16 protein-coding genes are annotated in these 17,125 nt (G+C 57.8%); 8 read left to right on the top strand and 8 right to left on the bottom strand.

What is annotated here, in order from left to right:
* Entirely contained in the window at positions 1-1,368 is a 1,368-nt protein-coding gene (locus tag OP494_RS16260; protein WP_280542442.1) for a glutamine synthetase family protein, read from the bottom strand.
* Positions 1,369-1,556: 188 nt separating this feature from the next.
* On the opposite strand from OP494_RS16260, the gene OP494_RS16255 reads away from it, so the two are divergent.
* On the top strand, positions 1,557-2,216 hold the full coding sequence (locus OP494_RS16255; protein WP_280542440.1) for a GntR family transcriptional regulator: 660 nt from the start codon (positions 1,557-1,559) through the stop codon (positions 2,214-2,216).
* Positions 2,217-2,264: 48 nt separating this feature from the next.
* Here OP494_RS16255 and OP494_RS16250 read toward each other — a convergent pair whose 3' ends face one another.
* Positions 2,265-3,980, bottom strand: a complete 1,716-nt coding sequence (locus OP494_RS16250; protein WP_280542438.1) for a mechanosensitive ion channel domain-containing protein — start codon at positions 3,978-3,980, stop codon at positions 2,265-2,267.
* Positions 3,981-4,301: 321 nt separating this feature from the next.
* Here OP494_RS16250 and OP494_RS16245 point away from each other — a divergent pair, with 321 nt between their 5' ends.
* Complete coding sequence (locus OP494_RS16245) at positions 4,302-4,730, top strand: DUF2231 domain-containing protein (RefSeq protein ID WP_280542437.1); 429 nt, start codon at positions 4,302-4,304, stop codon at positions 4,728-4,730.
* Positions 4,727-6,070, top strand: a complete 1,344-nt coding sequence (locus OP494_RS16240; protein ID WP_280542435.1) for a sorbosone dehydrogenase family protein — start codon at positions 4,727-4,729, stop codon at positions 6,068-6,070. Before OP494_RS16245 ends, OP494_RS16240 begins: the two co-directional genes overlap by 4 nt.
* Positions 6,071-6,108: 38 nt before the next feature.
* Here the strand turns inward: OP494_RS16240 and OP494_RS16235 are convergent, their stop codons facing one another.
* The 3 genes from OP494_RS16235 to OP494_RS16225 all read right to left on the bottom strand — a co-directional run bounded on the left by OP494_RS16235 (position 6,109) and on the right by OP494_RS16225 (position 9,131).
* Complete coding sequence (locus OP494_RS16235; RefSeq protein WP_280542434.1) at positions 6,109-6,996, bottom strand: LysR family transcriptional regulator; 888 nt, start codon at positions 6,994-6,996, stop codon at positions 6,109-6,111.
* An 85-nt stretch (positions 6,997-7,081) separates the two neighbouring features.
* Positions 7,082-7,471, bottom strand: coding sequence for a tautomerase family protein (locus OP494_RS16230; RefSeq protein ID WP_280542432.1), 390 nt, complete (start codon positions 7,469-7,471; stop codon positions 7,082-7,084).
* A 670-nt stretch (positions 7,472-8,141) separates the two neighbouring features.
* A complete protein-coding gene (locus OP494_RS16225; RefSeq protein ID WP_280542430.1) occupies positions 8,142-9,131 on the bottom strand; it encodes an MDR family oxidoreductase in 990 nt (329 codons plus the stop codon).
* 345 nt (positions 9,132-9,476) lie between these two features.
* Between OP494_RS16225 and OP494_RS16220 the strand changes: the two genes are divergently transcribed.
* The 3 genes from OP494_RS16220 (at position 9,477) to OP494_RS16210 (ending at position 13,009) form a co-directional block, all read left to right on the top strand.
* Positions 9,477-10,919, top strand: coding sequence for a CoA transferase (locus tag OP494_RS16220; RefSeq protein ID WP_280542428.1), 1,443 nt, complete (start codon positions 9,477-9,479; stop codon positions 10,917-10,919).
* A 100-nt stretch (positions 10,920-11,019) separates the two neighbouring features.
* A complete protein-coding gene (locus OP494_RS16215) occupies positions 11,020-12,528 on the top strand; it encodes a DUF2252 family protein (RefSeq protein WP_280542426.1) in 1,509 nt (502 codons plus the stop codon).
* Between the two features lie 91 nt (positions 12,529-12,619).
* The gene (locus OP494_RS16210; protein ID WP_280542425.1) at positions 12,620-13,009 is read left to right on the top strand and encodes a GFA family protein; all 390 of its coding nucleotides are present in this window, start codon (positions 12,620-12,622) and stop codon (positions 13,007-13,009) included.
* Between the two features lie 210 nt (positions 13,010-13,219).
* Here the strand turns inward: OP494_RS16210 and gstA are convergent, their stop codons facing one another.
* Complete coding sequence (gene gstA / locus OP494_RS16205) at positions 13,220-13,822, bottom strand: glutathione transferase GstA (RefSeq protein WP_280542423.1); 603 nt, start codon at positions 13,820-13,822, stop codon at positions 13,220-13,222.
* A 123-nt stretch (positions 13,823-13,945) separates the two neighbouring features.
* Between gstA and OP494_RS16200 the strand changes: the two genes are divergently transcribed.
* Positions 13,946-14,827: a LysR family transcriptional regulator gene (locus OP494_RS16200; RefSeq protein ID WP_280542420.1), complete on the top strand. Its 882-nt coding sequence runs from the start codon at positions 13,946-13,948 to the stop codon at positions 14,825-14,827.
* Positions 14,828-15,011: 184 nt separating this feature from the next.
* Here the strand turns inward: OP494_RS16200 and OP494_RS16195 are convergent, their stop codons facing one another.
* Positions 15,012-15,518, bottom strand: coding sequence for a DUF2846 domain-containing protein (locus tag OP494_RS16195; RefSeq protein WP_280542419.1), 507 nt, complete (start codon positions 15,516-15,518; stop codon positions 15,012-15,014).
* A 327-nt stretch (positions 15,519-15,845) separates the two neighbouring features.
* Here OP494_RS16195 and OP494_RS16190 point away from each other — a divergent pair, with 327 nt between their 5' ends.
* Entirely contained in the window at positions 15,846-16,532 is a 687-nt protein-coding gene (locus tag OP494_RS16190) for a glutathione S-transferase family protein (protein WP_280542416.1), read from the top strand.
* Positions 16,533-16,556: 24 nt separating this feature from the next.
* Here the strand turns inward: OP494_RS16190 and OP494_RS16185 are convergent, their stop codons facing one another.
* Complete coding sequence (locus OP494_RS16185) at positions 16,557-16,967, bottom strand: TetR/AcrR family transcriptional regulator (RefSeq protein WP_280542414.1); 411 nt, start codon at positions 16,965-16,967, stop codon at positions 16,557-16,559.
* Positions 16,968-17,125 lie beyond the last annotated feature (158 nt).

The raw sequence follows: 17,125 nt of genomic DNA, 5'->3' as shown, positions 1-17,125 counted from the left end.
TTAGAGCCGGGTGAGATAGGTCTGGCGGTCAATATCGGTGACCATGGCCAGCAGACGCTGGGCCTCGTGCCGCTTCACCCTGGCGTAGAGATCGCGGTACTCGGTACCGAGGATGTCGGCCATGGCCGGCGAGTCGGCGAAGCGCTCGATGGCAGCGAGCCAGTCGTGAGTGAGACACTCGGGACGCTGCTGCGAGATGGCTTCGTCCTCGATGGCCGGTGGCGGCGCGGTGCGCTGCTCCAGGCCCTGCAGGACACCGCCGAGCAGCGCCGCGGCCACCAGGTAAGGGTTGGCATCGGCACCGGCCACGCGATGTTCCAGTCGCGCGCCAGGACCACGCCATTCCGGTACGCGCACCGCCGCGCCACGATGGTCACGGCCCCAGGTGCACTCGATCGGCGCGAAGCAGTCCGGCTGGAAGCGCCGGTAGGAATTGGCATGGGGGGCGAAGATCGCCTGGGCGTCGAGCAGGCTGTGCATCACGCCGCCAATGGCGGCTTCGAGATGCCCGGCGCCGTTGTCTTCATCGAGGATATTGGTGCCATCATCGTCGATCACGCTGACATGCAGGTGCATGCCGGAGCCGGCCTGCTCGGTGTAGGGCTTGGCCATGAAGGTGCTGGACAGACCATGGCACTTGGCGGCTTGGGCAACGAGGCGCTTGAAGTAGATTGCATCGTCGGCGGCGGCCAGGGCGTCCGGGCGATGCCACAGATTGACCTCGAACTGGCCGGGCCCGAACTCGGCGATCAGCGTGTCTGCGGGTACCTGCTGAGCGTCGGCAAAGGCGCGAATGGTATCAAGCACCTCGCCTAGCGATTCCATCGCGTCCATTTCATAGAGCTGCAAGCCCTTGGGCACGCCACCAGGACACAGCGAGGCGGGTGGCATTGGCCTCAGCGCCTGCCGTTCGTCGGCGTCGAGTAGGTAGAACTCCAGCTCTATGGCCACCACCGGCGTCCAGCCGTGCTGGCGAAAGCGCTCGACTACGGCCGCCAGGATGGCGCGCGGATCCATGAAACTCGGCGTCCCATCCAGGCCGTGCAAAGTGGTGAGAACTTGGTGGCCATTGGCCCACGGTAGTGGCGACAAGGTGCGTTCATCGGCGTGGCAGACGCCATCCGGGTCGCCGATGGACTGCGATAACCCGGTGAGGGCGTCGTTGTCCTCGCCCCAGATATCCAACGACTGCGTCGAAAGTGGCAGCCGGACTTGCCCGGCCAGCACCTTGTCGAACTGGGCGGCGGGGACCCATTTGCCACGCGGAATACCATTCATGTCGACACAGAGCACGTCGACCCGCTTGCTGGCAGCGTCTAGGCGGGAGCGCTCGGAACAGGGAACGCGTTGCGAAGATGATTGCGTCATGGATCGATCTCGCTAGTGTATTGTTCTGAGAATGGTGTGATCACACGTGTGTGATCACACTAGCAGAGGCCTGCAGGGCTCACAAGGCACCCATGGCAGTCGTGATCGCTCAACTGAGTTAAGATAGGTCGTAGAGCCTCGTCGGCACCGTCGCCCCTGTAATAAGCGAAATGACAATGGCAAACGGCATGACCACGCAACTGACCGCCCATCGCGATGCGTTTTCACCCGATACCGCCTCGACCCGGCTGCACCGGGCTCTCCGCGTGCGGTTATGCGAGGGAGACTTCACGCCTGGGGAAGTGATCTCGATCCGGCGTATCGCCGCGGAATACGGCACCAGTGCCATGCCATCGCGGGAGGCGGTGCGCTGGCTGGTCACGGAGGGGGCGCTGGTATTCTCCGACAGTCGCAAGATCATCGTCCCCGAACTTAGCCATGATCGCTTTCATGAAATTTTATTCGCGAGAAAGAATCTTGAAACCGAGGTGTCGCGCCAAGCTTTCGACAATATCGCCGGCACCGACATCGAGGCCCTGGAACGGATTGATGAGCGGATCAACACCGCCATCGCCCAGGGCGACCTGGTGAGTTACATGCGGGGTAATTACCAGTTCCACTTCCATATCTACCGCCTAAGCCAATCGCAAGTGCTTTTACCATTGGTCGAAATACTGTGGCTGCAATATGGCCCCAGCATGCGCTACATCTGCACGCGCTGGGGGGCATCGAGCATCGCCGACGATTATCATCGCGAAGTGACTCAAGCGCTCAGACGCGGCGACCTCTCGGCGTTCTGCCAAGCGATTGCCGCGGATATCGAGCAGGGCATGCTGCTGCTGGAATGACGGCCTCCTGGTGAGTCGCTATCAAGCGTCCCTATCAAAGAGCCCTTATCAAGACGCCCCACCGCCGTAGCTAGGCGGACGCCCCGGCCTTTCGCCTAGCGCCACATCGTGCTCGCTGATGGTCGTCACTTCCCTTGGCCACCATTCGGGGTGGTCGTCTCGGATGAAGGCCATCAGTTTCTCCCGAACATTCATTTCAGCGACCCAGCCGGCGAAAGGATCCGAGGTCATCAGGTAGCAAACGACCGTCTGCGCCCGCTCAGTCTGTCCCGTTACATAACAAGAAAGCTTGTGGTGTTCGATGACGTTATCTTCTTCCTGCGCGTACTCCAGGAACTTCTCCCTGAGGCATTGAATGTCAGCGCTCAAGTGGAGGATCAGCGCCAGGCTTCTGAACTCCTTGGTGCTCTTGACCGACAGGTTTTCGAAGGGCCTGGAAACGAAGTACGTGACCGGCACTATCAAGCGTCGGTCATTCCAGACTCTCAAGCGGATGTAGGTATAGAAGATACCTTCCACGTAGCACCATTGGTCTTCGAAGACCACCAGATCGCCGATACGTATGGGCTTGGCCAACGACAGCTGAAACGAAGAAAGGATATTGCCGAGCACCGTCTGGCCGGCGATCCCCACCAGCACCGCCAAGACGCTGGCCGAGGCCAGCAAGGTGACTCCCAACGTCTCGAATAGCTGGATCTGACTCAGCACATAGATCGAAACAGCCGTGACCGTGATCAGAATAATGATGCGTCGCAACGCATAGAGTGTCGTCAAGAACTGACGCGCGTCCTGGGGCTTGGTGTCATCTATCTGCCCGATGAGACGCCGGGTTATTTGCAGCATGAAAGTATCGACGAGGCGCAGCGCGATCGTGCCGCCACCCCAAGCCAGAATGACGATCAACAGCACCCGGAAGGAGGTGGTTGCCACAGCCGAGAAAGACACGACGTAGTCGAGCACCGCCTGGGTGACCAGTGACATGACGACGAGCGCTACAGGCGCCTTGATTCGACCGACGAAGATGCTCGGCGCGCCGGAAGGTAACCAGCGTGTTGCCACCCCGACCAGGTGGTGGACCCACCACCCCATCAGCCCCACCAGCAACAGAAATACCGGAATGGCGATCCATTCCCAGATTCTGAGCGCTCCAAACGAAGCCTTGAAACGCTCCGGAATATACGCCTCAAACATCAAGGGGCCATATTCCTCGTAAAGCAAAGGCACCGACAAAACACTGTCCGGCATGACCAACCAGACTGGCGCCTCTTCACCCACCCGATATCGGCCCAGACGGATGTCATAGGTTTCGCCCTGGGCGGTGAGCGATGCCAGTTTGAGGTTCCGGCGGGGCTCTCCTGTCTGGGGATGCTGGCCCGTGGGGTCCTCGATGGCAGCATCCTGGCGTCCAGGGAGACTGGAAACCTTGAGCCATTCGCCACGTTTGAGCACCTCGGCCAGTTGCCTGGCCAACTGTCCGCCTCGCTCTCGCTGCTGCGCAGGGGATAGTTCGGAAAGATTGAGGATATGCGCCGCCGCCGCGAAGTCCTCATTTTCGGTCAGTGTCAGAAAACTACGAATCGCCTCCCGTGGCGTTATTCGTTTGACCGCCTTGGGGACCTCGCCCAGCCCCGCGTTGAGCGAATCGACGGAGAACCAGCGTGTCTCATCACTATCGTCATCCGGCGTTTGCGCCATACATAGGCTGGAGAAGATGAAAACCACTGCAGCCACCAGCCACAGTCGCCATGCGCTTTTTTTCTTCATACGTCCCTTACCGATTCAGTGGGCCATCCATGCATTCCACCCACCACCGGATCGATCCCGATCCGGCCGGGCCTTTCTCCATAAAAGACCAACCAGTTAGTGGTTGCTCGCAGTACAGCCCACCCGGTATTGCCGCGTCCAGTTTTCATTGTCCGGCGCTCCGCTCCAGGGTGGGGCCCGCGTGTCATGGGCGAGCAAGGAGAGCCGGCGGAACGTCTATTTTGGTGGGGCCTCCATGAGCAAACTACACTGCAGCCGAATGCGCCTGGCCAAGTCATCCTTGGCGAGGCGTCTTCCACTGATCCGCAAAAGGAGTTTGCCGTGATTGCCACCGCCGCACGACCGGCCCGCAGTGGGCCTAACCCACTGCATGGAATGTTGCTTGCGGGCACCTTCCCTCTCTTCTTGGGCGCCGCGTTGAGCGATTACGCCTATTCCACCACTTACCAAATCCAGTGGAGTCACTTCGCTTCCTGGCTGATCGCCGGCGGCCTGGTGTTCTGCGGCTTGGCACTGATCTGCGCGCTGGTCGGGATATTCCGCCCCGCCAACAGTCGCGGTCTTTCCATCCTCTACTTTCTGCTATTGCTGGTGACCTGGATCCTCGCCTTCGTCAATACGCTGGTCCACGCCAGAGACGCCTGGGCGATGATGCCGACGGGACTGACGCTCTCCATCGTCATTGCCGTGCTCTCTTTCATGGCCGTCTGGATCGGATTCACCAGCCGCAAGCGCGGAGGTCAGTCATGAAGTTCGCACGCAAGTACGCTGGCATACGTTATGCCTTATCGCTCTCGATCCTGCTGCTCGCCAGTGGTGCCTACGCCGCCGATTCAGGCCAGCAGTACGGCCCGAACCCTGAGCTACCCGAGCCGCAGCGAGGCCTGTTGCCCAACATGGCGGTGCCCGCACAGGCACAGTGGGGCGACACGAAGCCCACGGTGCCCGATGGCTACACGATCACCGCCATCGTCACCGACCTCAAGGTCCCGCGCCAGACGCTGGTGCTTCCGAACGGCGATATCCTGGTGGCGGAAGGCAAAGGCGGCGGTAACGCCCCCAAATCGCGACCGAAAGATTTCATCGCCGGCTTAATTCAGTCGCAAGGCACCACCTCGGTCACAGGCGGCGACCGTCTAACCTTGCTGCGCGACAGCGACGGTGACGGTACTTTTGAGGAGCAGACGGTGTTCGCCGAGGACCTCAATGCGCCCTACGGCCTCGCCCTGGTCGATGACGATCTCTACGTCGCCAACCAGGACGCACTCGTTCGCTTCGACTACCAAGAAGGCCAGACCGAAGCCAGCGGCCCACCAGAAGTGGTTACACCGCTACCTTCGAGGATCAATCACCACTGGACCAAGTCCCTGACTGCCGGCGCGGATGGCGACTATCTTTATGTCGGTATCGGCTCCAACAGCAACATCACCGAGCGCGGCATGGCGGCGGAAGTGAACCGTGCGGAAATCTGGGAGATCGATCCGGAAACCGGCGCATACCGCGCCTACGCCACCGGCGTGCGCAACCCCACCGCCTTGACCATTCAACCGGGCACGGACCAGCTCTGGGCCGTCGCCAACGAGCGCGACGAACTCGGGCCGAACCTGGTGCCCGACTACCTCACATCCATTCAGGATGGCGGCTTCTACGGCTGGCCTTATAGCTACTGGGGCCAGCACGTCGACCCACGTGTAAAGCCGGAGAATCCGGCGCTGGTGGAGTCGGCGATCGCCCCCGACTACAGCCTCGGCTCGCACCACGCACCGCTCGGCCTCGACTTCTCCAACTCGGCAGTGGGCGAACAATTCACCAACGGCGCCTTCGTCGGCGAACACGGCAGTTGGAACCGCGCCGACCCCGTTGGCTATAAGGTCGTCTTCATTCCATTCGAGAATGGCCAGCCCGCTGGCAACCCCGTCGACTTCGTCTCCGGCTTTCTCACCAGTGACGGCAAGACACGCGGCCGCCCCGTCGGCGTCACCGTCGCCCCGGATGGCTCGGTGATCGTCGCCGACGACATGACCAATGCGGTCTGGCGGGTCACGCGGGATGATGCGAACGCGCAGCCAGCAGAGCGCGAAGTGCATTAAGCCACTGCCCTCATAACCGACCCTGTGTAGCCTGCCTTTCAGATAGAACTGCGACTCAAGGTATCTCGGAAATCCTGGAAAACTGGCGTGGCGTAACCTTTACGCCACGCCAGTTTCGTGGTGACGTTGCAGAGTGGAATGCACTTCAGGTTATCGGGTGGCAGCAGCGTTTGATAGACACTCTCCGGCAAGACCGTTGCATACCTACCCGTGCATGCCAAGGCAACCATTACGTGATACGAGGGTGATTCCTGAATCTCCCATTCTTTTCTATCAGGTATACTCAGGTATTCTTCGGCGATTCTCCTATAGGTACACCCCAGCGGAAATGCTGCCAGTTTTTTCACCGAGACATCATCCAGGCCAGGATTTTCAATTCCTATGTCCGGATGCAGCAAGACGAGAGATTCTTCCCAGGCATCGTGGAATTCCAACCCAAGTACATCCAGTTTTTCTGACAGCGGGCTCTCGATGAAGGAAGGTGGAATAGCCAGAAAGGCACCATCGATCTTTCCCGACCGAACGTCATCCAGCAGTCGTATCGATGGGCTCGTTGTGAGGTCCACTCCATGCTCAGGGAAAGACGTATGAAAGGCGGCTAGAAGTCCCGGCAAACGGCTCGCAGCCGTTGCCTCCATACTGCCGATCCTGATCGATCCCGGAAAGCGCCCTCCCGAAACGACATGCATGGACTCCGTCCGGAGACTGAGCATCCGCTCAGCGTAATCGAGAAAAACCTCGCCTGCCGCCGATAGGGAAAAGCTTTTCCCCGTCCTCACCAGAAGCTCGGCACCGATGCTTGCTTCCAGCTTTTGCAGCCTCGTGGTCACGTTCGATGGGCTCTTTTTCAACCGCCGTGCTGCACCCGTTACACTGAGCTCATTCGCGACGCAGACGAAAACCCTGAGAGACTCAAAGTCTTCCATTAAGCCAATCTCCCGATGCAAGAAATTCCGGTAATAAAGCTCTCCACAGCATCCATATAACCCTTTTGATAAAACTGACTATACGTTACAGCTTACCAGTAACGAACTGGGCTTCTCCAAGCCCAAAACTCCAGTCCGGCCCCGTGTTTTCTATCACCGAGACAATCAGGTCACTGGACTTTATCCCGCAACACGCTTCCAAGCGACTGGCCAAAGAACGATAAAGCTCGACTTTCATCTTCTCCGGCCGTGACTTACTGATCACGGTCATGACAACGCTGGCATCTGTTCTTTCCAGGCCCAGCCCTGTATCGGAGAGAATCATCTCACAGGGCTTATGGCTATGGACGACTTGGTATCGGTCCGACTCGGGTACCTGGAAGCTTTCAATAACGGCCTGATGCGCCGTATCAAGCAACATTCTCAATTCGGATTCAGTCCTACCTTCCACAACATCAAACTTAACAAGGGGCATAAAAACTCCAACAAATAGCGGTATATTCACCAATCGCAAAGAAATAAATAATGGACGCTTACCTTAGGGTAAAGGCGCTTCTGATGTCGCTGATAGACACTTCCGTTCGCATTTTAAGCGTAGTCGGCTCAAGTTCTTTCTCAGACAGGCAATTCAACCATGCCTTCCTCGGCTCAGCGCAATAGATTCGTTTAACACCCTCCTCGAGGAAGTTTTCAAGATCGACATTTTCGCTCGGATAAAGTATTTCGAAAGCCTTGCGACTTCACCTGAATTGGAAACCTCTCGGGCCACGCACTGCAGATAAAGACACATCAGGTTATTGGTCCCTCTTGCTCGCGTCGAATCGTAGAAGGTCATGAATATCGAGCTATTTCTGGCAATATTTCGGGAGTGCTCCGCCAATGTCCAGGACGACCAATAGAAGTTTAGATCGGAGTCCGGCAGCGCGGTGACAGGTGTATTCCAAGGAACGTCGTCGCGCGATGTCGCGATATTAGCATAGAGACATTCCTTCAGAATTTCGGCCGAGCGACTCGCCAAGCTTAAATCACCCATAAAAACTCCCCTTAGTTTACAGCAGTCATCATTTCACCAAGCACTTTCAAAAAACCCTCCCAGCCAAGTTTCAAACCGAAACGTGTGAGATAACTAGTGACATTTGGCGCCTTTAAACGTTAACGTCTACAACTATCCTTCCTTTAAGCCTACCGGCCAGCATGTCCGGTGCTCGTTCAGAAACCTCATCAAGGCCAATAGTCGTGACCAATTGCTGCAAAGCCGTCCGTTCTAAATATTTCGCGAGAAGGTCCCAAGCTTGAAACCTACGTTCCTTGCTGCAATAAACGCTATCTATACCCACGAGAGCTATACCGCGCAAAATAAAAGGTGCAACGGTAGCAGGAAAATCCATTCCCTGGGCTAGACCACAGGCCGTGACCACACCACCGTATTGAGTACTCGCACATGCGCTGGCAAGTGTATGGCTACCGACTGTATCCACCACGCCACTCCAACGTTCCGCGGCCAGTGGTCTGCTTGATGAGCTGAGTTCCGTCCTATCGATGACATCCGCTGCACCTTGACGTTTTAACCAATCGACTTCGCTAGACTTACCAGTGGAAGCCACAACGCGATAGCCAAGGTTTGATAATAAGTTCACTGCAATACTACCAACGCCCCCCGAAGCGCCGGTGACCAAGACATCACCATCAGCGGGCATAATGTTGTGTTGCTTCAATGCAAGTACACACAATGCCGCTGTATAACCCGCAGTCCCGATAGCCATAGCTTCTTTAGTAGAAAAAGGTTCAGGTAGAGGAAGCAGCCACTCTCCTCTCACGGCAGCGCGTTGGGACATCCCACCCCACTTTGATTCGCCAACCCCCCATCCATTAAGCATCACAGCATCCCCCACTTTAAACTTGGGGTCTTCGCTTTTAGTGACGAAGCCTGCGAGATCAATGCCGGGGACAAGAGGGAAGCGACGTACAATGGGCGACTCGCCCGTGATTGCCAGGGCATCTTTGTAATTGAGCGTCGAATACTCCACTGCAACTTCTATCGGCTCTTTAGGCAGCTGTTCGGGTGAAAGTGATATCATTCGTGCTTGATATCCTTCGTCATCTTTTGACACAAGGATCGCTTTAAAAGACGTCATATCGTGAGTTCCTTAAGCCGGAATCGCAATAAACCAGGGTTCTAGACCACGGTGGCACCAGCCTATCTCCCAAGCCTCATCGTTCTCATATTAAGAACGATACTTGACTATCATTCTCTTTTCAAGAAAATATGGGCATCCGATCTCCATACGGATACGACCCACTGCCCAGAGCGGTGCGGTGCGGTGCGGTGCGGTGCGGTGCGGTGCGGTGCGGTGCGGTGCGGTGCGGTGCGGACACAGCATGGTCCGGGAGTCCTGCGGCAGCCTTAATCGTGGTTTTGACCTACCTCGGTTACCACAGCCCAGAAGCACATCCTGCCCCCATATTTAGGAGCTATAGGAATGAGTCAAAACAAGGGAAAAATCAGCGCATTCGATGAGCTGATGGGCATCCGGGCTGGTCAGCAGCTTGCGCCCAATGAGGTAAGCTTTACAGGAGACGATCCGCTGTTTGTATCTCCTTTTCGTATCGGGCGAACATTGGCCCACGCACTGGCGGCACGCAGTGTGGCGGCAAACGATTTATGGCAACTGAAGACCGGACGCAGGCAGTCCATCAGTATTGATGCCAAGGCAGCTGCAGCGACTGCGTTGGGCGGCGAAGACATGACACTGGTCCGTGGTGACTACGGCCAATATCACCCTACGCCCATCTCGGAAGATGTAGAGCACATGGTGGCGCTCACCCAGCCGTGGCGGACAGCGGATGACCGCTGGTTTGTACCGCATTTCAACTTGCCACATCTCGAGCGTCGAGTACTCGATGTTTTGAATTGCAAGAGTACGCCTGATTCAGTTGCTGAGGCCGTAAGGCATTGGAAAGCAGATGAACTTGAAGAAGCTATCGCAGCAGCAGGCGCATGTGGCGGGAAAGTGCGTACGCCAAAGGAGTGGCTTGCTCATCCCCACGGTGCTTATCTCGCATCGCGGCCAGTCGTTGAAATCACTAAAGTTGCCGATGGAGCACCGCAGCCACTCCCCGAAGGTTCCCAACCGGCGTCAGGTATCAGGGTTCTTGATCTCACCCGTATTCTCGCCGGTCCAACGGCGGGCATTGGTATGGCCGAACATGGCGCTGATGTCCTGATGGTCACCGCGCCCCACCTGCCCCAGGTCGCGCCTTTTGTACGTGATACTAGCCATGGAAAACGTAGCTGCTTCCTTGATTACAACGACGCCTCGGACGCTGCTCGACTCAGGGAGTTAGTTAGTGATTCGGATGTATTCATTGAAGGGTATCGTCCTCACCGTCTTGAAGCCCACGGGTTCGGTGTAGAGGAGCTGGCAAAGCTTCGCCCTGGCTTGGTCTACGTCAGTGTGAACTGCTATGGATCGGGTGGACCCTTTGCATCACGGGCTGGTTGGGATCAGGTAGCACAGGCCGTAACTGGCATTTGTGATCTTCAGGGGCAAGCGACGAAGGCAGGCAAGCCCATGTTGACACCCGTCTATCTATGCGACTTCCTGACTGGCTACCTAGCTTCCTTTGGCGCCATGGTGGCACTGGCTCGACGTGCTCGGGAAGGCGGCACATATCACGTACAAGTCTCTTTGTGTCAGTCAGCCATGTTTCTTCAACGCCAGGGGCTGCTTGAGCAGTTCGAGACTGCGCCGGGGCGGCTGTCGCCTGAAGAATTTGAAGCCTACGCCGTATATGACGACCACACTTCCTATGGTGACCTGAAAAGCCTTGGGCCTGTGATTCGCATGTCCGAGACGTCACCTCGGTGGGAGAGAACCACACCTACACTTGGTAGCGATACGCCAGAGTGGTTGCCGCGCTGATATAGCGCCCCGGCAAGATATGCGATGCCCAGCCAAGTCGTGCATGCTGGAGGCAAGGGTATAACGACATCACGGTAGCCACGACAGGCAAGGGGTACCCATGAGCCGAGAATCGGAACCGACGCGCAAGGCACTGTACGAGCAAGCCCAACGGCAGGAGATCGCGGGACGCTCAAAGATGAGCAAGGCGGAACTGGCGGCGGCGCTCGAGCGGCAACCGTTCGAGGAACCCGCCGCCCCGGTGGCGACACGTTTCGATACTTTCAAACGTCTGGCAGAAGCCGTGGCTGATGGGGATTTCGTGCTGCGTCCGCGCGCCTTGACCGGTTTCGAGCGGCGCCGGCACGTGCGCCAGACGCTGCGCGAGGATCACCGGCTACGCATCGCGGACGGCTCCGAAGAAGCCGGCGCCAAGTTCGACCAGCTCGCCGACTCGCTGTTCTCGTTCTTTCGTGGCACCGCGCTGCTGTTCTATCGCGACATGGCCGGCGACGACGCCTGGATGCCGACCGTACTCGCGCTCGGCGACGTTCACCCCGGCAACTTCGGCGTCATGCCCAACATGGACAACGTGCCAATCTTCTCGGTCAACGATTTCGACGAGGCCTACTACGCCCCGTTCAGCTGGGATATCAAGCGCGGCGCGGTCGGTTTCATGATCGCCGCAGAGACCGAAGGCGAACTCAAGCGCAAGCAGCAGATCAAGATCGTCCGCCGCTTCGTGCAAGGCTATATCAAAGAAATGGAACGGCTGGCCCAGAAAGGCACCGAGCAGGATGAAGAAATGCGCTTCGACAACGCCCCGAAGCTCATCCGCACGCTATTCGAGAGCGCCGATGAAGATCGTGCCGCGTGGCTCGCCGACGACTATCTCGACGAGACGCGAAGCGGCTTCCGCCCGACCAAGAAACTGGTACCGACCTCGTCGCGACGCGACGAATTCCAGAAAATCACCGACCGGCTGATCAAAGAGAACGACATCGAGGTGCCAGCACGCGCCCGGGGGCGAAGTGAGAATGGCATGCGCGTGAAGGACCTGGCGATACGTCTCGGCCAGGGCACCGCCTCGCTGGGGCTCAACCGCTACTACGTACTGATCGAAGGCCCCGAACGCGACGGCACGGACGACCTGATCATCGAGTACAAACAGGCCCGTCGCTCGGCGCTTTCCGGCCTGGTGCCGCCCTCTGCCTACGAAATGGACACGCTCGCCGAACGCATCAGCCATGCTCAGGCCGTGCACCTGATACGCGGCGACGTCTTCTACGGCCATGTCGAGTTCGAGGGCCACAGCTATCTATCCCGCGAGCGCGCGCCGTTCCGCGACGATATCGATTTGGACGAACTCTCCAAGAGCGAATGGAAGGCTTACGCCCGCATCTGTGGTGGCGTGCTCGCCACCGTGCACGCCCTCTCCGACGAATCCGGCAACCTCGACTACGACATCGAACCCGCGATCCTCAACGCCACCGGCCCACCGACACTGTTCGCCGAGGACATGGTGGAATTCGCCACCGAAGCCGCCGACCGCGTGCGACGCGACCATGGGCTATTCCGCGAGGATCACGCTCGAGGCGCGTTCACGCAGTTGGATATCGTGCATCGGTGAGTGACGCGGGAGCCATACTGGTTCATGGATAGCGACGAAATTCTCGTCTCGGCAACAGATTCAAATGCATGATATTTCAGGAGATATAACAATGGATCCAGTAACCGGCGGCTGTCTGTGCGGCAAAATCCGAGTCACTGCGCATGGCGAGCCACTTCGGGTCGGCATTTGCCACTGCATGGACTGCCGCAAGCATCACGGCGCGCTCTTCTATGCCGCCGCCGATTACCTCGCGGAAGCGGTGATCATCGAAGGCGAGCCGCACGAGTACCAGGGGCGCCACTTTTGCTCCAACTGCGGCTCATCGGTCTTCTCGATGAGCGATGGCGAGATCGAAGTCCACCTGGGTACGCTCGATGCACCCGATCGATTCATGCCGACCTATGAGCTATGGACCATTCGGCGTGAACACTGGTTGCCACCGTTTCCGCTCGCAGAGCGTTACGATCGAGATCGCACGCCATCCGGGGCTGACACTTAACCGAGCAGCACCACTACTGGACCGCGACGGTCTCGAGCCATAACGAGCGCCTGCACCATGGCGAGATGTCGCGCGAGTTCCACGGCTATAGCGCCTCACTCCAGCAGCGCCTCACCCCAGCAGCGGATCGCCTTCGATGGGTATGCACTGGCTCGCGGTGTTAATAAGGGAATTAGCGGTGAGCTTGGGCATGCGAGGCACCAACGCCGACTAGGCCCCCTCGGCTTGCCGTGCCGCCCGAACAGCCGGCCTGTCTCCTATCCGAGCCATATAGCTCGCCAGCGCCGGCCAAGGATCGAGGCCGATATCGAAGAAGCGACACCATCCCAACACCGTGAACAAGTAGGCATCCGCAACGTTAAAGTGCTCGCCCATCAAATGGTCCTTTTGCTCGAGAGTGCTTTCCAGGTAGTCAAAGCGCTTAAAAATTTTATCGCGAAAGACGCCTTTGGCAGCGTCGGGCAGTTCCGCGTTGAATAGCGGCGCCAAACCAGCGTGGATCTCACTATTAATGAAAGCCAGCCACTCTTGTAAACGGATCCTCTCCCAGCTCCCAACAGCTGGCGAAAGATTCATCTGCGGCTCGAGGTCAGCCAAATACAGGAGTATGGCAGGTCCTTCTGTCAGGATTTGTCCTTCCTTGAGCTCCAAGGCCGCTACATAGCCCTTAGGGTTGATGGTGAAAAAATCTCGACCATCTTCCGTCACTTTCTTGCGGTTATCGACACGAACCAACGCGAATGGCAACGCCAATTCGCGCAGAACGATATGCGGCGAGAGTGAACAGGTATTGGGTGCGTAATAAAGCTTCATCGGAATCATCTCTGTTGGTATGCACGACACGCCGAGGTGCCACTGGTCTTTCAGAGTGTGCTAATCGCTCCCAACATCGTAAAATTAATATTTCACTGTATAGCCATTAGCTGAGCTACTGACATGATGAACCTGACCCACTGGCGCTTGATCGTCGCCGTCGCGGATGCTGGCACTATCTCCCAGGCAGCCGAACGCGTCGGCATGACGCAATCCGGGGCTAGCCAGGCTATCGCGCAGATGGAAAAGGCGCTGGGATCGCAGCTGTTCACTCGCATGCGACGGGAGGCCAGCATGACTGCCTTCGGTGAGCTGGTCGTCGACAACGCACGTTCCATGTTGACGAGCCTCGACAGCATTCGCGGCCTAGCCGAAGAGCAGAAAGGACTTGGTCGCGGTCGTTTGCGTCTCGGTAGCTTCCACTCGGTTATCTCGAATCAACTCCCTCCCTTACTGACCACCTTCCATCAGCGCCACCCCGGCATCGAGGTCATTGCTCTGGAAGGCACCGATGAAGAAGTCGAGGCGTGGCTGGCCAGTGGCGCTATCGATCTCGGTGTGGTGTTGAATCCCACACCGGACCGTCAAGCCTTGATACTCGGTCGCGATGCTTGGGTGGTCCTGGTACCCGCTTCTCATCTCTTGGCGCGGCGCGCTTCCGCATATGGAGTCGACTTTACTGAACTCGCCACACAACCGTTCATCCATGCCACTGGTGGCTGCACAGTGAACGCTCAGAGCTTGGCTCGAGATGCAGGTGTGGAACTAACGAACATTCGCGTAACGGTGCGAGACTGGGCCAGCGCCTGTGCGTTAGTACGAGAAGGGATGGGGATCGCCGTGGTTCCGGAGTGCACCCTACCGCGAGATCGAAAAGGGTTACGTGCCCTACCCTTAACGCCCCCGATATACCGCCAGTTTGGTTTGGTCACGGGAGCCGCAACACCCATCCCCAACCCCATAGAAGCGTTCTGGCAGCACGTTGAAAAAACACTCAAGTGCTAGTTTACGAGGCCACATAGGATTCGCCACCAAGGCCGCTAACCGGCCTGTCCGGCGATCCCGCATCTGGATATCGTGAATCGGTGAGTGGAGGCACACCGAACGTACACATGAACGGCTTTTTTAAAATGAAAAGACGTGAGTAATGTAGGCTGACCTGCCGAGCGGTGCCCGGCAGGTCGTAGGCCTACTGCGAAGCGGCCAGGCGGCAGCACTCACGCACCGCCTCCATGCCCTTCGTTTTTTCGACCATATTCAGTCCTGCACCACCGACGAATACACCCATCTTGATGTATTGCTCGACGAAATAATTCTCACCGGCATCGGCCATGAAATCGATCGAGTTGTCACTGAACTCGGACTCCGTCGACAGACTATGTTCGCCCGGCTCGATCACTTCATAGAAGTAGACGCCATTGGCCGTTTCACCTAGAAGCTGGCCATCCAGGGAAACCGATTTCTTCAGCGCCTTCCCCATGAAACTGTCACGGTAGACATACAGCCCAGCCTTCTCCTGCGGCGGTGTAGGGAACTGCTTCAGTGCTTGATCCGCGTCGTTGGACCCCATCGGTACCGAGGCGCACCCCGAGACGACCAACGTCGCCAATAGCAGAAGCCCTGCAATCACATTCCTGTACATCGACATTTCCTTTAATTTCGTCGTTTCTTTTAAGTTGTTGCGGCTCACCGCCATTCGAATATCGACCGTGAATGCTTTTTATTTAGAAAAATATTATCATCAAGTAGAAACGTTGACTCAGCGCTACACGGAAAAGCTTCCACAACACCACGAGCATGATGATCAACGACGCAGGAGGGCCCTAGCGCACGCAACCGGGGGTCGACGATGTCAAGCGGCCATGGGATAGCCGGACGTATGGCTCGCCGATGGCCACCATCGTCATTGGTGGGCGATCACTTAAACTTTCGACAACGCTTAACAAACTCGAGCTAGACTTGTGCCGGTGCCATTCGCTCCCGTTCGATTGTCCAAGTCTCGTCCTCGCTCAGGAGAATATCTTTGGATTACCAACTCTATATCGCCAACAAGAACTACTCCTCCTGGTCCATGCGCCCCTGGGTGCTGATGACAGCTTGCGATATCGCGTTCGAGGAGATATTGACGCCCTTCGCAGGCACCGCAATCCAGCAAGCGTTCAGAGAGTTTTCGCCCACCGGCAAGGTCCCCTGCCTCAAGCACAACGATGTGCTGGTCTGGGACTCTCTGGCGATCATCGAGTACCTGGCAGAAGCGCACCCGGGCGTATGGCCGGCGGATAAGCAGGCGCGAGCCTGGGCACGCTCGGCTTGCGCAGAAATGCACTCGGGCTTCATGGCGTTACGCGACGAATGCTCGATGAACTGCGGCTTGAGGATCGAACTGGGCACACCGAGCCCAGCGCTGGAGCAGGATCTGACGCGGCTGGCGGAATTATGGGTGGAAGGCCTCGATCGCTTCGGTGGGCCCTGGCTCGCCGGTGAGGCATTCGGTGCGGTCGATGCGTTCTACGCGCCCGTGGCGGTTCGCTATCGCACCTACGGGCTGACCCTGTCGGCCCAGGCCAGCGCCTATGCAGAGCGCTTGCTCGAGCACCCGGCGGTTCGCTCATGGGTCGAGCAAGGCATTCAGGAACCATGGCGCGACGAAGCGCACGAAGAGGATTGCCTGCGCGGGCGCCGTATCCTGGCCGAGTTACGTCAGGTCTGAAGCGATGTTGGCGCCTCCTATTCTCTACCTACTCTTCAAGGTGCCCCGAATCAGCGACGCGAACGTCTTTGTCGCGTCGGCCTCGCTGCAGTTGCTGCGCACCATCGCCGCTGCGAGCGCATCTCCTGCGCCGATCAAGCCAACGCAGCAGCGTTCAAGATCGGCATCGGCCATCTCGCAGTACGGTTTCAATACCCCGGCGAACAGCTGGACATAGCCGTCGAGCAATTCCTGATAGACCGCCTCTTTTTCCTCGCTGCCCGCTAGCGCCGCACCGATGGCATGCCACTCGCCGCTGGTATCGGCATAACAGTGAACGTGAGCAGCGGCGAGTATTTCGGCGGTTTCCTCGAGACTCCGCTCTCTGGAGGTCAGCGCTTCGCGAAGCGCACTCGACTGCTGCGAGTCGATTAGCTTGTAGAGCGCGATCAACAACCTCGAGCGGCTTGTTATTCACTTTTAATGCTCGATGCGCCACTGCATCGCTGAGATATTTTCAGTTCATCGATCAAGGCTCTGAGACCTGCCGAAGCACCAAGTCCAACCATAGCACGCCCTCACCGACGAATCCGGCAGGCTCGCGACATCGCCAG

Origin of the sequence: Chromohalobacter sp. 11-W (assembly GCF_029889905.1) — a bacterium.
Lineage (GTDB): Bacteria > Pseudomonadota > Gammaproteobacteria > Pseudomonadales > Halomonadaceae > Chromohalobacter.
The sequence above is the reverse complement of the archived record's forward strand: the minus strand, read 5'-3'. Positions and strand labels throughout refer to the sequence as shown.

Excerpts from the sequence above, each read along its gene's own strand:
- OP494_RS16225 (WP_280542430.1), bottom strand. The coding sequence starts at position 9,131 with ATGACGTCTTTTAAAGCGATCCTTGTGTCAAAAGATGACGAAGGATAT.
- OP494_RS16260 (WP_280542442.1), bottom strand. The coding sequence starts at position 1,368 with ATGACGCAATCATCTTCGCAACGCGTTCCCTGTTCCGAGCGCTCCCGC.
- OP494_RS16235 (WP_280542434.1), bottom strand. The coding sequence starts at position 6,996 with ATGGAAGACTTTGAGTCTCTCAGGGTTTTCGTCTGCGTCGCGAATGAG.
- OP494_RS16255 (WP_280542440.1), top strand. The coding sequence starts at position 1,557 with ATGACCACGCAACTGACCGCCCATCGCGATGCGTTTTCACCCGATACC.
- OP494_RS16230 (WP_280542432.1), bottom strand. The coding sequence starts at position 7,471 with ATGCCCCTTGTTAAGTTTGATGTTGTGGAAGGTAGGACTGAATCCGAA.
- OP494_RS16215 (WP_280542426.1), top strand. The coding sequence starts at position 11,020 with ATGAGCCGAGAATCGGAACCGACGCGCAAGGCACTGTACGAGCAAGCC.
- OP494_RS16200 (WP_280542420.1), top strand. The coding sequence starts at position 13,946 with ATGATGAACCTGACCCACTGGCGCTTGATCGTCGCCGTCGCGGATGCT.
- OP494_RS16240 (WP_280542435.1), top strand. The coding sequence starts at position 4,727 with ATGAAGTTCGCACGCAAGTACGCTGGCATACGTTATGCCTTATCGCTC.
- OP494_RS16195 (WP_280542419.1), bottom strand. The coding sequence starts at position 15,518 with ATGGCGGTGAGCCGCAACAACTTAAAAGAAACGACGAAATTAAAGGAA.
- gstA (WP_280542423.1), bottom strand. The coding sequence starts at position 13,822 with ATGAAGCTTTATTACGCACCCAATACCTGTTCACTCTCGCCGCATATC.
- OP494_RS16250 (WP_280542438.1), bottom strand. The coding sequence starts at position 3,980 with ATGAAGAAAAAAAGCGCATGGCGACTGTGGCTGGTGGCTGCAGTGGTT.
- OP494_RS16220 (WP_280542428.1), top strand. The coding sequence starts at position 9,477 with ATGAGTCAAAACAAGGGAAAAATCAGCGCATTCGATGAGCTGATGGGC.
- OP494_RS16210 (WP_280542425.1), top strand. The coding sequence starts at position 12,620 with ATGGATCCAGTAACCGGCGGCTGTCTGTGCGGCAAAATCCGAGTCACT.